Here is a 14,189-nt window from a genome sequence, read left to right as displayed (position 1 = left end):
ACGAGCACCCCGGCGACGCTTTGAGCCGCGCCACCAGCAGAACCTGGACTCCACCGTTCCCGCTCGACCTGGGAGCGGTGCTCGGCACGTTGCGCCGCGGGCCCGGCGACCCGTCCTTCTCCGCGGAGGGCGGCGTCTGGTTCGCGGCGAACACGCCGTGCGGTGCGGGCACGCTGCACGTCACCAGGACGAACGGTGAGGTGCTCGCCGAAGCGTGGGGTGAGGGCGGGCCGTGGCTGCTCGACGGCCTGCCCGCCCTGCTCGGCGCGGACGACACGGTGGACGAGTTCGTCGCCCACCACCCGGTCATCGCCGAGGCGCGCCGGCGGCGGCCCGGGCTGCGGCTCGGCGCCGCGAACCGCGTGTGGGACCTGCTGTTCGCCTCGATCCTGGAGCAGAAGGTCACCGGGACGGAGGCGTTCCGGACGTGGCGCGAACTAGGCCGCAGGTTCGGTGAGAGCGCTCCCGGACCCAAGCCGCTGAAGGTTCCGCCGACCCCGCAACGGTTGCTGGGCCTGCAGGACTGGGAGTGGCACCAGTGCGGCCTCGACGGCGCGCGAAGGCGAACGCTGATCAACGCCGCCCAGGTCGCGCACCGGCTGGAGAAGGCCGCCGAGATGCGCAGCCGCGAGTTGCTCGAGAAGGTGCCCGGCATCGGCGTGTGGACGTCCGCCGAGGTCGCGCAACGGTCCTGGGGGGACCCGGACGCGGTGAGCGTCGGCGACTACCACGTCGCCAAGAACGTCACGTGGGCGTTGACCGGCACCCCCGGCGACGACGACGCGATGATGGAGTTGCTGGCGCCGTACCAGCCGCAGCGCCATCGCGCCGTCATGTACCTGGCGTCCGCGGGCATGCAACGGCCGCGGCGAGCCCCGAGGTTCTCGCCGCGCGACTACCGCGGGTTCTAGCCGAGCCGGGTGAGAGCGCTCTCGATCAGCGGGTGCAGGTCGTCCACGTTGTCCGGCAACTGCTCCAGCGGCCACCACTGCAGGTCCACGGACTCCGCCGAGCGCACCGGCTGCGCGCCCACCGGTGCCCGCACCAGGAACCGCACGTCGAAGTGACGGGTCGGCTTGCCGAGCGAGCACGTGATCGGGTGCACGTCGAGGTGGATCGGCGTCGGCTCGATCCGCAGCCCGCGCATGCCGGACTCCTCGGTGGCCTCGCGCAACGCGGCACCGGCGAGGGTCTCGTCCTCCGGCTCGCAGTGCCCGCCCAGTTGCAGCCACCGGCCCACGCGCGGGTGCAGCGTCAGCAACGCGTGCTCCGCGGTGGCGTCCAGCACCAGCGCTGACGCGGTGATGTGGCCGGGTTCGCAGGAGCGCAGGCAGGCGTCCTCGCGGGCCGCCAGGAAGCCCAGGTAGGCCTCCTTCAACGCGTCCTGGCCCGAGAACCGGCTCAGCGTCGAGACGGTGTCGGCGTGCAGCGTCACAGTTCGATCAGCCCTTCCAGCGGTTCACGCGGCGTCAGCGGCTCGACCGGGTGCCCGACCGCGACGGCGCCCAGCGGCTCCCAGTCGTCCGGCACGCCCAGCACCGACCGCACCAGGTCCGCGCAGAAGATCGTCGACGACACCCAGCACGAGCCGAGCCCCTCGGCGGCCAGCGCCACCAGCAGGCCCTGCACGGCGGCGCCGCCGGCGACCGTGAACATCGTCTTCTCGGCGTCCGCGCGCCGGTCGTCCGGGTAGCTGTGCGCGCCGTCGCGGACCAGGAACGGCACCACGATCTCCGGTGCCTCCACCAGCAGGTCGCCGCGCCGCACCCGGCGGGCGATCTGCTCGTCGGTGAACCCGTCGGCGCGCAGGTCGGTCTCCCACTGCTCGCGCATCGACCGCAGCAGTTCCGCGCGCTTCTCCCGCACCAGCACGAACCGCAACGGCTTCGTGTGGTGCGGCGCGGGCGCGGTCAACGCCGCCCCGACCGCGCGCTTCAGCACGGCGAGGTCGACGGGCTCGTCCGAGTAGAACCGCACGGACTTGCGCATCAGCACGGCCTGAGCGCGCCCGAGCGCGAGCGCCTCCTCCGTGCCGAGGCTGAACAGGTCCTCTTCGACGGGCCGGTTCAGGTCGCGTGCCGTGGACCCGTCGTCCACCACGTCGAACCCGCGCAGCACCGCCACCGGCACCGCGCCGAGCTTGCCCTTCACCAGGTCCGCGGCGGCCGCGATCTCGTCCGCGACCGCGACCATCGTCACCGCGAGCTCGTTGCCGTGCTCGTCGACCGCGCCCGCGTAGTCGTGCAGCACGCGGAGGCCCGACGCGCCGATCGCGGCGTCGGTCTGGCCCATCCGCCAGGCGCGGCCCATCGTGTCGGTGATCACCACGGCGACCTCGACGCCCAGCGAGGCCTTCAACGCCGCTCTGAGCGACGCCGCCGAGCCGTCCGGGTCGACCGGGAGCAGCGCGATCTCGTCGCCCGCCACGTTCGAGGCGTCCACCCCGGACGCGGCCTGCACGATGCCGAGCTTGTTCTCGGTGATCAGCGTGCGCATCTTGCGGGCGAGCACCCGCACCGACTCCGCGGCCACGTGCTCGCGCCGGATGCGGTCCCGCTCCTCGGGGTCGGCCGGCACGCGGACGAGCCGTCCCTCCACTTTGGACAAGACCTTGGACGTGACGACCAGCACGTCACCGTCACGCAGCCAGGGGGCGGCAAGAGCGATCGCGCCGGCCAGGTCGTCGCCGGGGCGAAATTCCGGCAGGCCGGTGACGGGCAGCAGTTCCAGTGCCGCCGCGGCGTGGTCAGCCAACGTCGACCCCGGCCAGTTCCAGCGCGTCGCGGGCCATCTGCGCCGTGGCGTCCACATCGGACATCAGCAGCGGGACCGCGCGGACCGCGACGCCGGGCACGTCGGCGCGGTCGCCGGTGTGCACCAGCCACGCGTCCAGGATGCCGTCCTCCGAGCACTTGCGGGAGCCGTAGAGCCGCCCGACCGCCTCGGCCGAGGTCTCCACGCCGATCGCGTCCAGGCAGGCGTCGGCCATGCCCCGCAACGGTTTCCCTCCGATGATCGGGGACAGGCCCACGACCCCGGCCTCGGTCTTGCGCAACGCGTCGCGCACGCCGGGCACGGTGAGGATCGTGCCGACGCTCACCACCGGGTTGGACGGGGCCAGGACCACCGCGTCGGCCTCGGCGATCGCGTCGAGCACGCCGGGACCGGCCGTCGCGGTGTCGGCGCCGACGTACGCGAACGACTGCGCGGGGATGCCGGCCCGGTGCTTCACCCACCACTCCTGGAAGTGGATGGCCTTCTGCTCGCCGTCGATCTCCACGACGACGTGCGTCTCCATGCGGTCGTCCGTCATCGGCAGCAGCCGCACGCCCGGCTGCCACCGGTCGCACAGCGCCTCCACGACCGCGGACAGCGGATAGCCCGCGCGCAACATCTGCGTGCGGACGAGGTGGGTCGCCAGGTCCCGGTCGCCCAGGCCGAACCACGACGGTTCGGCCCCGTACGCGGCGAGTTCCTCCTTGACGGTCCACGACTCGCCTGCGCGACCCCAGCCGCGTTCGGTGTCGATCCCGCCGCCCAGCGTGTACATGCAGGTGTCGAGGTCAGGGGTGATGCGCAGCCCGTGCATCCACACGTCGTCGCCGGTGTTGACCACCGCCGTGACGTCCGCCCCGAGTGCTTTGAGGCCCTGCAGGAACCTCGCGCCGCCGACCCCGCCGACCAGTGCTACGACCTTCACGCCCGCCCATGCTTCCACAGCGCTGGCCGGCCCCTAAATCGAGCGCCAGAACATGAAGGTCTCGCTGCCGACGAACGCCGAGTAGGGGTCGCCGCCGATGAGCCGGAACAAGTCCAGCGACAGGCGGAAGAAGGTGCCACTGACCTCGGAGAAGGCGATCAGCAGCGCGAACAGCACCAGCGGCGCCCACGGCCGGACCTTGGCGCCGAACCGCTGGGCCTCGTAGGGCAGGAACGGTTCGATCGCGCCCCAGCCGTCGAGGCCGGGCACCGGCAGGATGTTGAGGAGGAACGCGAACACCTGCAACAAAGCAAGGTACGAAATCGCGTTGGCGAGCGCGGCCGGCGGCGAGGTGAACGCGACGACGAACGCGAGCAGCACGCCGATCACGAGGTTGGAAATCGGTCCCGCGAGTGAGACCAACGACTCGATCCGCTTGTTCCGCAGGGCGTGGTGGTTGATCCAGACGGCACCACCCGGAAGCGGGATTCCGCCCATGACCAGCAGCACCAGCGGCAGCACGATGCTGAGCACGGGGTCGGTGTAACGACGGATGTCGAGGGTGAGATAACCCTTGTCACGTACGGAGAAGTCGCCGCCCTTGTACGCGACGGCGGCATGCCCGAACTCGTGCAGGCACAGCGTCACCGCCCACCCGGCGAGTACGAAGAGGATGGTGCCCGACTTGATCGCGACGTCGCTCTCGACCAGGGTGAGGGCGGCTCCGGCGACGACCGCCGCGAGCAGGCCGAGGAACAGTGGGCTGGGGCGAACCGCTGATCGCTTCACCCCACCAGTGTGGCGTGTCGGACGGCGGTGTGGGCCGTTCGGGAACGGGTCGCGGCACCTGAATCACTGTCTGTGCAGCGAGTCAAGGTTTTTGCGGCCATCTGCGCGAATATCCCCCGACGTGTGGACTCCGCTTGACCGCCCGCTGTGACGCAGGTGTAATCACATCGGTGTCATTCGTCGTTGTGGGAACGGCGTCTGGCGTCCGCCAACCGGGGAGAGCGGAAGGCGAGGAGGCGGACGAAATGCAGGAATTCGAAGAGCTCGAAGAAGATCACGTCACGCAGCCGGTCGTGCAGGGCGAGCTGTCGTACCTGTTCGACCCTGCCGACGAGCAGGACTGGCAGGAGCGCGCGCTCTGCGCGCAGACGGATCCCGAGGCGTTCTTCCCCGAAAAGGGCGGTTCGACGCGGGAGGCCAAGCGCATCTGCCTGGGCTGCGAGGTTCGTTCGGAGTGCCTGGAGTACGCGCTCCAGCACGACGAACGCTTCGGCATCTGGGGTGGTCTCAGTGAACGAGAACGCCGCAAGCTGAAGAAGAGAGCTGTCTAAAAGCGTGATCTTCTTGCCTTAACTTGGGGGCGTGACAAGCCCTCACCCGAGGCTCCGGACAGCGCCGGTGCTGTGCGTCCTGGTCTGCCACGACGGCGACCAGTGGCTCAGCACGGCGCTGTCTGCCTTGCGCCGCCAGCGAATTCGTCCACGGCACGTGATCGCCGTCGACACCGGGTCCACCGACCGGACGGCGAAGGTGCTGGCCGAGGCGGAGGACCTGCTGGACGGGGTGCTGACCGCGCCGCGCGGCACGGGCTTCGGCACCGCCGTGCGCATCGCGGTGGAACACGCTGTTCAACGCTGGGGTGACCCCGGCAAGTGGGTGTGGCTGCTGCACGACGACAGCGCGCCCGAACCCGACTGCCTGGCGGCTCTGCTGACCGCCGCCGAGGTGTCCCCGTCGGCCGCGGTGCTCGGTCCGCTGTGCCTCGATTGGGTGGATTCTCGGCTCGTCGTCGAAGCGGGTCTCTCGACGGATTCTTCAGGACATCGACAGACGGGTCTGTCCTCCGCGGAACATTCCGCATCGTTTCAGCAGAGCACCGAGGTTCTCGCCGTCTCGTCCGCCGGATCGTTGATCAAACGTGAGGTGTGGCACTCCCTCGGCGGTTACGACGAAGCGATGCCGTTGCTGCGTGACGATCTCGACTTCGGCTGGCGCGCTAATCGCTCAGGTCATTTGGTCCTGTGCGTACCGGTCGCACGCATGCGACATGCGCGCGCCGCAACTAAAGGGGCACGCCGTTTGGACGCGGCGATGGCTCGGCCGGGTCCGTCATTTCGCGGTGTCGACCGGGCGCACGGCATGCGCACTTTCTTGGTCAATTGTTCAGGTTCCTCGTTTCTGGTGGGACTTCCGCGGCTGCTGGTCTTGTCGCTGCTGCGGGCTCTCGGCTTCCTCCTCCTCCGGCGTTTCGCCGACGCACACGCCGAGGTGGGAGCGGCCCGTTACCTCCTCACGCGGGGCCGTTTGCTGGAGGGCCGGCGCGCGCGCCGCGGCTCCGCGGTCGTGCGCGGCCTCTTCACCAGCAGACTCACCCGGCTGCGCAACGCCGTCCGGGCCGGAGCGACGTTCCTGATCCGCCGTCGCGTGCTCGCCGACGCCGCGCTGGGTCGTTTGCCCGCAACCGATTCCGGATCGACCTGGCTCGAACCGTCCGAAGTGGACTCTCGGCCGGTCGGCCCGTCCGCTCTGCCGGCCGGGGCGTCGCGCGGCCGTCCCCGCGTCGCCGGTCTGCGCCGCCCGCCCGTCGTGGTGCCCGTCGACGCCGCGCTGCCGGGTGCGCTGCGCCCGTCGCCGCGGCCCCGCCCCTCTCCCGGACCCCGTGGCGCTCCCGGCACGGTCTTCGTCGAGGTCGACCAGTCGCGGGTGCTGCGATCACTGCTGCTGGCGCCGCCCGTTCTGCTGGTGCTGGGACTCTCGGTCGTCGCCCTGATCGCGAACTGGTCGCGGCTCGGCCTGGACCTCGCCGGCGGCCGTCTGCTGCCCGTCGGGTCGGCGGGGGAGGTCTGGTCGACCTACCTGGCGTCGTGGCACCCGGTGGGCGGTGGCACCGCGGCGCCCGCTCCGGCAGCGCTGGCCGTGCTGGGCCTGATCCCCGGCGGACCGTCGTTCGCCGTCGCGTTGTTGTTGCTCGGCGACATCCCGCTCGCGGCGTTGTCGGCCTACATCGCGTCACGCGGCTTGCGCGTACGACGTTCCGTGCGCGCGGTGGTCGCGGCCTTCTACGGGCTGTTGCCTGTGGCCACCACTGCGGTGTCTGAAGGTCGTTTGGACGTCGTCGTCGTGCACATCGTCACGCCCGTGGTGTTCGCCGGCGTGTACGCGGTCTTGCGCGCGTCGTCCACCCACGCCTGGCTGCCGATGGCGTCCGGCACGGCCATCGGTGTCGCCGTCCTCGGCGCCTTCTCGCCGCTGACCCACGTCGTGATCATCGTGGGTGCGCTGGCCGGCTTCGTGGCGGTGACGGGCGGGGCACGCCGGATCGCCGCCCTGTTCGCGATCGTGCTGCTGCCGATGGCATTGCTGCTGCCGTGGCCCGCTGTGTTGCTGCAACACCCCGACATGGTGCTGAACGGCCTCGGCGCCGCCTACTCGTCGCCGCCGCCCAACCTGATCGTGTGCTCGGTGTTCGTGGCGGCCGCCTTCGCCGCCGCCGTGCTGCGGCCCAACGTCCTGATGCTGCCCGGGCTCCTGGTGATCGTGCTGGCCATCGGCGCCCTGGCCGCCGTGGCAGCTGTAGGTGCGTGGCCCGGGACGCCCTTGGTGTTGCTGGCGTGGGGGCTCGTGTGTGTGGTGCTCGCCGGGTGTCAGCGCGGGGTGCCGCCGGGCATCGCACGGTTGGCCCGTGTTCGTCGCGCTGTGTACGTCGTCGGTGTGGTGACGCTGGTGAGTTTGGGGGTCGCTGGGCTGCTCGACCTGCGGTCCGGGCCGTTGAAGGCCGACGGCGGGGTGGCGCTGAACTCCTCGTTGACCGCGGAGTTGGAGCGGACCGGGCGGTCGGTGCTGATCCTCGGGTCGCCGGTGCGCCAGGTGGCCGGGCGGCTGCCGGCGTTCGGGGACGACGACCTGGTGCCCACGGTGTCCTCGCCCGCTCGGTTGCGGCGGTGGAACTCGTCGTTGCTGGACGGGGCCGGGCCCGCGGTGAAGCTGGCGCTGGCCCAGGCCGCGTCTTCCGGTGTCTCGTTCATCGTGCTGCCGTCGGACGACGCGGCGGCGCGTGTGCGAGGAGCCGCCGGGGAGTCGGTGTCCGAGGCGCCCCGGGCCACCGACGGGCGGCCTGTGCTGCGGATGCGGCTCACCTCGGACACGGGGGTGTTGCTGGCGCCTGATCTGGCTCGGCGGGCCCGGACCGGTGGGGAGCCACCCGAGGCGGTGGGGGCCGACGGGGTGGCGCCGGTCAACGTGACGCTGCCCGAGGTCGCCGTGAAGGTGTCACCCGGCGGGGAGGGGCGCGTGCTGGTGCTCGCCGCCGAGGACGAACCCGGCTGGCGGGTGTTCGTGGACGGGGCCGAGGTGCCCGTGGTGCGGGCGTGGGGTCACCTGGTCGGGGTGCCCTTGCCGTCCGGCGGCGCGGAGGTGCGCGCGTCCATGAGCACGACGCTGAGGGACTTCCTGTTGCTCGGGCAGGCGGCGGCCGCGTTGTTCACGCTGCTGACCGCGATCCCGACCAGGAGAAAGGTGTGAGGGGTGTCTCAGCCCTCGTCGACGACGTCCGGGTCCAGGCCCAGGTAGTTCGCCACCTGTTCCACCAGGACGTCGTGCACCAGGTCGGCCAGGTCCGCGCCGTCCTTCGCGCGGGCCTCCAGCGGGCGGCGGTAGAGAACGATCCGGGCACGGTTGTCGGAGCCCGCGGGCAGCAGGCGGGCCAGGGGGACGTTGCCGTCCTCGACCACGCCGTCCTCGCCCTCGACCTGCACCTCGGGCACGTCGTCGACGGCCACGTCCAGCTGGGTGAGTTCGGTGCGCCAGCGGGTCTCGATGGGCTCCAGGGCCTCGATGACCAGGGCGTCGAAGCGTTCCGCGCGCGAGCGGGCCGCCGGGAGGGTGGCCGGGTAGAGCGGGCCGCGCAGGCCTCGGCCGTGCCGGTCGCGGTTGCGTCGGCGCGGCGAATCCTGCCGCTGTGAACCCCGTGCCATCACCACAACCCAGCAGCCTAGTTGTTCGCCCTGACGACTAAACACAGCGTGCCTCACACACAGCATCCCGTGGACGCGCTATCGTCCCCGATCGTGCGGAGCGTGAGACGGTGCTCGCGAACCGGGTGTGCTAACCCGGCTGTCGCCACGCTCACCTACGCCTATGCGGACTCCACCGCGGTCGTCGGGCCGCTCGCCACGTACTCCGAACCGCACAGTTACGACCTGTGCGAGGAGCACGCGCTGCGGCTCACCGCGCCACGCGGTTGGGAGGTCGTGAGGCACCAGGGTGAGTTCGCGGCGCCCGAGCCGAGCGTGGACGACCTGACGGCCCTGGCCGAGGCGGTGCGCGAGGCCGGGCGCGCTGACGTGTCCCCGAAACTGCCCGACGTGCCCGCGGGCAGCGCGGGCAGTCATCGGCGTGGCCACCTGCGGGTGTTGCCCGACCCGCACGAGGACTGAGCGACCACACGCACCGCTAATCTTCTCGCCGGTAGGCTGCCGACCAGTGGCCGTCAAGAGCGAGTTTCCTGGGAGTGTGCGGCGTGCGTGACCTGTCCGGCATCGTCAAGGCGTACGACATCCGTGGGGTGGTCGGCGAGCAGCTGGACGCCGGCCTGGTTCGTGACTTCGGCGCGGCCTTCGCCCGCCTCGTCGGCGGACCGACCATCGTCATCGGCCACGACATGCGCGACTCCTCGCCGGAGCTGAGCAGGGCGTTCGCCGCCGGTGCGCAGGCGCAGGGCGTGAACGTCATCAGCATCGGCCTGGCCAGCACGGACATGCTCTACTTCGCGTCCGGCAAGCTCGACCTGCCCGGCGCCATGTTCACCGCGAGTCACAACCCGGCGCAGTACAACGGCATCAAGCTCTGCCGCGCCGGCGCCAGCCCCGTGGGCCAGGACTCCGGTCTCGCGCAGATCCGGCAGGACGCCGAGAACCAGGTCCCGGACGCCGAGGGCGTCGAAGAAGGCACCTTCGAAGAGCGGAACATGCTCGCGGAGTACGCCGAGTACCTGAACCAGCTGGTCAACCTCAAGGACATCCGCCCGCTCAAGATCGTCGTGGACGCGGGCAACGGCATGGGCGGCTACACGGTGCCGCAGGTCTTCGAGGGCCTGCCCATCGAGGTGGTCCCGATGTACTTCGAGCTCGACGGCAGCTTCCCGAACCACGAGGCGAACCCGCTCGACCCCAAGAACATCGTCGACCTGCAGGCCGCCACCTTGGCCGAGGGCGCCGACGCCGGTGTCGCGTTCGACGGCGACGCGGACCGCTGCTTCGTGGTGGACGAGAACGGCGACCCGGTGAGCCCCTCGGCGATCACCGCGCTGGTGGCCGTGCGCGAGCTCGCGAAGGACCCCGGCGGCACGATCATCCACAACCTGATCACGTCGCACGCGGTGCCCGAGATCGTCAAGGAGCACGGCGGCAACCCCGTGCGCACGCGCGTGGGCCACTCGTTCATCAAGGAGGAGATGGCCAAGACCGGCGCCATCTTCGGCGGTGAGCACTCCGCGCACTACTACTTCCGCGACTTCTGGCGCGCCGACACCGGCATGCTGGCCGCACTGCACGTGCTGGCCGCGCTGGGCGAGCAGGACGGCCCGCTGTCGAAGCTGACCGAGGTCTACAACCGCTACGCCGCCTCCGGTGAGATCAACTCGACCGTGGCCGACCAGGCCGGTCGCATCGCCGCGATCAAGGACGCGTACGGCTCCAAGGACGGCGTCACGATCGACGAGCTCGACGGTCTCACCGTGCAGCTGGCGGACGGGTCGTGGTTCAACCTGCGGGCCTCGAACACCGAGCCGCTGCTGCGCCTGAACGTCGAAGCCGCCACCCCCGAGGCCGTCGCCGCGCTCAGCGACGAGGTCCTCGCGATCGTGCGGGCCTGAGGAGAGAACCGTGGCCGTCAAGCTCGAAGAGCAGTTGCTGGAGATCCTCGCCTGCCCGTGCCCCGAGCACGCGCCGTTGCAGGTCGGGACGCCGAACGACCCCGAGGCCGACTTCCTGACGTGCACCTCGTGCGGCAGGTCGTTCCCGGTGCGCGACGGCATCCCGGTGCTGCTGCTGGACGAGGCGGTCGAGCCGCCGTCGGCTGGGTGACGTAGGTGCTCGACGACACGCTGCTCGACGACTCGAGCCGCCTCGCCGACGCCGACACGGGTGGCTGGCTGCGCGCCGCCGCACGGGCGGGGGCACAGGTCCGTTCCACCGCCGAGGCCGCGGCCGAGGCGGGGGTGGAGCGGATCTTCGCCGAACGCCCGCGCGCGGTCGTGCTGGTCACCCGGCCCGGCCACGCGGTGGCGGTCGCCGAGGTCGTCATGGCGTTGCTCGGTCCCGCCTGCTCGGTGCCGGTCGTGCTGGCCGACGAGGTGCCGCCGTGGGTCGGTGCGCTCGACGTGGTGCTCGCGCACACCGAGGACCCCGGTGACCGGGTGCTGGCCGAGTCGATCGACCGGGCCGTCCGCCGGGGCGCCCGCACGTTGCTGACGGCACCCGACGCGGGTCCGGTCGCCGCGGCCGCCGCCGGTCGCGGTGTGCTGCTGCCGCCGCGCGTCGACGTCCCGCCGGGCTTCAGCTTCCCGCGCGCGCTCGCCGCGTGGCTGCTGGTGCTGCACGCGCTCGGACTGCTCAAGGTCGACGTCGACCTCATCGCCGACGAACTCGACCGCGAGGCCGAGCGCGACCACCCGATGCACGAGTCGTTCGTGAACCCGGCGAAGTCGCTCGCGTTGCGCGTCGCCGACCGCACGCCGTTGCTGTGGGGCCTCGACGAGGTCGCCACGGCCGTCGGCGGGCACGGCGCGGGCGCGCTGGCGGCGTTCGCCGGTGTCGCGAGCGACGTCTGCGGGTACCCGCAGGCGCTGACCCGCCCGGTGCTGCACCGCCGCGCGGTGCAGGGGACTTCCGGTGCAGACCTCTTCGCGGACCCGGACGACGAACCGGGCAGCGGACTCGTGCGCGTGCTGTTGCTGGCCGTGCGCCAGGGCCCGGTGGCCGATGCTGTGCGGCACGCCGCCGAGGACGCCCTGCCGGGAGCCGACGTGCTCGAGCCGGCCGTCGAGGTGGCGGGAGGCGACGCGGTCAGCGCCGCACTGCTCGCGCTCCGCTTCGAACTGGCCGCGCTGTACCTCGGGCTCGCCACCGGGACTCTCGGCGGCAACCCGTACTGATTTGGGAGCTGACTTAGAAGTGGACCTGCTGCACAACGCGGTCAGGCCGTACGCGTGGGGATCACGCACGGCCATCGCCGAGCTGCTCGGGAAGGAGGTGCCCGCACCCCATCCCGAGGCAGAGCTGTGGATGGGCGCCCACCCCGGCGACCCGTCCCGCGTGCTCGGCGCGGACGGGGTCGAGCGCTCGCTGCTCGACCTGCTGACGGCGGACCCCGACGGCCAGCTCGGCCCGCAGGTGGCGCAGCGGTGGGGCAGCAGGCTCCCGTTCCTGCTCAAGGTGCTCGCCGCCGAGGAGGCGCTGAGCCTGCAGGCGCACCCGTCGGCGGCGCAGGCGGCCGAGGGCTTCGCGGCCGAGGAGGCACGTCTCGTGCCGCACGACTCGCCGGTCCGCAACTACAAGGACCCGGCCGCCAAGCCGGAACTGATCTGCGCCTTGACCGAGTTCCACGCGCTGGCCGGCTTCCGCTCCCCGGACCGCACGGTCGCCCTGCTGCGCAGCCTGGACGCACCCGACCTGGCGCCGTACACGGAGATGCTGGTCGCCCAGCCGGACTCCTCCGGCCTGCGCGCGTTGTTCACGATGCTGATCACGCTCCCGCAGACCTCGCTGTCGTCGTTGCTGCCGCAGGTCCTCGACGCGTGCGTGCTGCACGTGAAGGAGCACGGCGAGTTCGACATGGAGTGCCGCACGATCCTGGAGCTCGGCGAGTCGTACCCCGGCGACGCGGGCGTGCTCGCGGCGTTGCTGCTGAACCGGATCGTGCTGCAGCCGGGCGAGGCGATCCACCTGCCCGCCGGCAACCTCCACGCGTACCTGCGCGGAACGGGCATCGAGATCCTGGCGAACTCGGACAACGTCCTGCGCTGCGGCCTCACCCCGAAGCACGTCGACGTGCCCGAGCTGTTGCGCGTGCTCGACTTCACGTGCGGTGACATGGAAGTCCTGCTGGGCGAGGAGGTCCAGCCGGGCGTCCGCGTCTACCGCACGCCCGCGCCCGAGTTCGAACTGTCCAGGTTGGACCTGACCGGCGAGACCCGGATCGACCACCACGGTCCGCAGATCATGATTTGCACGGCCGGTGCGGTGGTACTCGCGAACGGTCGTGGCGAGGAGCTCCGGCTGTCCCGCGGTGAGTCCGTGTGGCTGCCGGCGGCGGACCCCGCTGTCCTCGTGCGACCGGATGGTGTCGAATCCGCCGAACTTTTCCGCGCGACCGCCGGAACAGACTAAGGTTCGGCCGGACAAAGCGGACTGGTTGCAAGGAGACAAGGCGTGTCAGCAGGGGGCGGGACCAAAGCGATCGTCGCGGCGTTGGTGGCGAATGCCGGTATCGCGGTGGCCAAGTTCGTCGGATTCTTGATCACCGGCTCGTCGTCGATGCTGGCCGAGTCGGTGCACTCGGTCGCGGACACGTCGAACCAGGGCCTGCTGCTGCTGGGCCAGAAGACGGCGCAGCGCCGGGCGACCAAGCTGCACCCGTTCGGCTACGGCCGCGACCGGTACTTCTGGTCGTTCGTCGTGGCGCTGATGCTCTTCACCCTCGGCTCGGTCTTCGCGCTGTACGAGGGCATCCACAAGCTCCAGCACCCCGAGGGCCTCACCAGCCCGCTCGTCGCGGTCGGCATCCTCGTCGTCGCGATCGGCCTGGAGAGCTACAGCTTCATCACCGCGATCAACGAGTCGAAGAAGATCAAGGGTGACGCCACCTGGTGGGGCTTCATCCGCAACTCCCGCACGCCGGAGCTGCCCGTCGTGCTGCTGGAGGACCTCGGCGCGCTCGTCGGCCTGGTGCTGGCCCTGCTCGGCGTCGGCCTCACGACGATCACCGGCGACCCGGTCTTCGACGCCCTCGGCACCATCTCCATCGGTGTGCTGCTCGGCGTCATCGCGATCATCCTGATCATCGAGATGAAGTCGCTGCTGATCGGTGAGGGTGCCTCCGACAAGGACCTCGACGTGATCGTGGACGAGCTGGCCGCCGGCAAGGTGCAGCGGGTCATCCACATCAAGACCCAGTACATCGGGCCGGAGGAGCTGCTGGTCGCGGCGAAGATCGCGCTGGAGCCCCGGCTGCCGCTGGACGAGGTGGCCCAGGCGATCAACGACGCCGAGCAGCGGGTGCGGAACAAGGTGCCGCACGCCCGCCTGATCTACCTGGAGCCGGATCTGGACCGGTCCACGGTCTCCAGCTCCTGATCTCGTTTCGCAGAACCGCCTCGGGTGAACTCCCGGGGCGGTTCTGTCGTGTCGAGACAGAACAGCGGACAAACGCCGGACGAGAGCTATGGGCATCTCAGCAGGTGGTTACCTCTAGGGTGGGCCGA

At 71.0% G+C, this 14,189-nt stretch carries 14 protein-coding genes; 9 read left to right on the top strand and 5 right to left on the bottom strand.

Translation table 11 applies throughout. The features are described from left to right. Positions 1–77 precede the first annotated feature (77 nt). Positions 78–911, top strand: a complete 834-nt coding sequence (locus QSK25_RS32620) for a DNA-3-methyladenine glycosylase family protein (RefSeq protein WP_352236643.1) — start codon at positions 78–80, stop codon at positions 909–911. On the opposite strand, the gene QSK25_RS32615 is transcribed toward QSK25_RS32620, so the two are convergent. Genes QSK25_RS32615 through QSK25_RS32600 form a run of 4 tightly spaced genes read right to left on the bottom strand, consistent with a single transcriptional unit; the run spans position 908 to position 4,489 of the window. Then, on the bottom strand, positions 908–1,435 hold the full coding sequence (locus QSK25_RS32615; RefSeq protein WP_285643997.1) for an NUDIX hydrolase: 528 nt from the start codon (positions 1,433–1,435) through the stop codon (positions 908–910). The two genes, QSK25_RS32620 and QSK25_RS32615, sit on opposite strands and share 4 nt — an antisense overlap. Further along, positions 1,432–2,754, bottom strand: coding sequence for a coenzyme F420-0:L-glutamate ligase (locus tag QSK25_RS32610; protein WP_285643995.1), 1,323 nt, complete (start codon positions 2,752–2,754; stop codon positions 1,432–1,434). Before QSK25_RS32610 ends, QSK25_RS32615 begins: the two co-directional genes overlap by 4 nt. Beyond that, positions 2,747–3,700 (bottom strand): 2-phospho-L-lactate transferase, encoded by a 954-nt coding sequence (cofD, locus tag QSK25_RS32605; protein WP_285643993.1) that lies wholly within the window; start codon positions 3,698–3,700, stop codon positions 2,747–2,749. Before cofD ends, QSK25_RS32610 begins: the two co-directional genes overlap by 8 nt. 33 nt (positions 3,701–3,733) lie before the next feature. Next, the gene (locus QSK25_RS32600; protein ID WP_285643991.1) at positions 3,734–4,489 is read right to left on the bottom strand and encodes a site-2 protease family protein; all 756 of its coding nucleotides are present in this window, start codon (positions 4,487–4,489) and stop codon (positions 3,734–3,736) included. A 245-nt stretch (positions 4,490–4,734) separates the two neighbouring features. Here QSK25_RS32600 and QSK25_RS32595 point away from each other — a divergent pair, with 245 nt between their 5' ends. Together QSK25_RS32595 and QSK25_RS32590 are read left to right on the top strand one after the other, a co-directional pair. Beyond that, complete coding sequence (locus QSK25_RS32595) at positions 4,735–5,040, top strand: WhiB family transcriptional regulator (RefSeq protein ID WP_051784712.1); 306 nt, start codon at positions 4,735–4,737, stop codon at positions 5,038–5,040. Positions 5,041–5,071: 31 nt separating this feature from the next. Continuing rightward, positions 5,072–8,230 carry a glycosyltransferase family 2 protein gene (locus tag QSK25_RS32590; protein WP_285643988.1) on the top strand — a complete coding sequence of 1,053 codons (3,159 nt, stop codon included), beginning with the start codon at positions 5,072–5,074 and terminating at the stop codon, positions 8,228–8,230. An 8-nt stretch (positions 8,231–8,238) separates the two neighbouring features. On the opposite strand, the gene QSK25_RS32585 is transcribed toward QSK25_RS32590, so the two are convergent. Next, positions 8,239–8,682, bottom strand: coding sequence for a metallopeptidase family protein (locus tag QSK25_RS32585; RefSeq protein ID WP_285643986.1), 444 nt, complete (start codon positions 8,680–8,682; stop codon positions 8,239–8,241). 93 nt (positions 8,683–8,775) lie between these two features. Between QSK25_RS32585 and QSK25_RS32580 the strand changes: the two genes are divergently transcribed. From QSK25_RS32580 to QSK25_RS32555, 6 genes are all read left to right on the top strand, one after another. Then, positions 8,776–9,144: a DUF3499 domain-containing protein gene (locus QSK25_RS32580; RefSeq protein ID WP_285643984.1), complete on the top strand. Its 369-nt coding sequence runs from the start codon at positions 8,776–8,778 to the stop codon at positions 9,142–9,144. Between the two features lie 83 nt (positions 9,145–9,227). Then, complete coding sequence (locus tag QSK25_RS32575; protein WP_285643982.1) at positions 9,228–10,580, top strand: phosphomannomutase/phosphoglucomutase; 1,353 nt, start codon at positions 9,228–9,230, stop codon at positions 10,578–10,580. 10 nt (positions 10,581–10,590) lie between these two features. Further along, on the top strand, positions 10,591–10,791 hold the full coding sequence (locus tag QSK25_RS32570) for a Trm112 family protein (RefSeq protein ID WP_285643981.1): 201 nt from the start codon (positions 10,591–10,593) through the stop codon (positions 10,789–10,791). 5 nt (positions 10,792–10,796) lie between these two features. Further along, on the top strand, positions 10,797–11,861 hold the full coding sequence (locus tag QSK25_RS32565) for an SIS domain-containing protein (RefSeq protein ID WP_285643979.1): 1,065 nt from the start codon (positions 10,797–10,799) through the stop codon (positions 11,859–11,861). A gap of 19 nt (positions 11,862–11,880) precedes the next feature. Continuing rightward, positions 11,881–13,095: a mannose-6-phosphate isomerase, class I gene (gene manA, locus QSK25_RS32560; RefSeq protein ID WP_285643977.1), complete on the top strand. Its 1,215-nt coding sequence runs from the start codon at positions 11,881–11,883 to the stop codon at positions 13,093–13,095. 42 nt (positions 13,096–13,137) lie between these two features. Further along, on the top strand, positions 13,138–14,061 hold the full coding sequence (locus QSK25_RS32555; protein WP_285643976.1) for a cation diffusion facilitator family transporter: 924 nt from the start codon (positions 13,138–13,140) through the stop codon (positions 14,059–14,061). Positions 14,062–14,189: the final 128 nt, after the last annotated feature.

Origin of the sequence: Lentzea sp. NBRC 102530 (genome assembly GCF_030269365.1) — a bacterium.
GTDB lineage: Bacteria > Actinomycetota > Actinomycetes > Mycobacteriales > Pseudonocardiaceae > Lentzea.
Note: the sequence above shows the minus strand (reverse complement) of the source record. Positions and strands in the feature narration are given on the sequence as shown.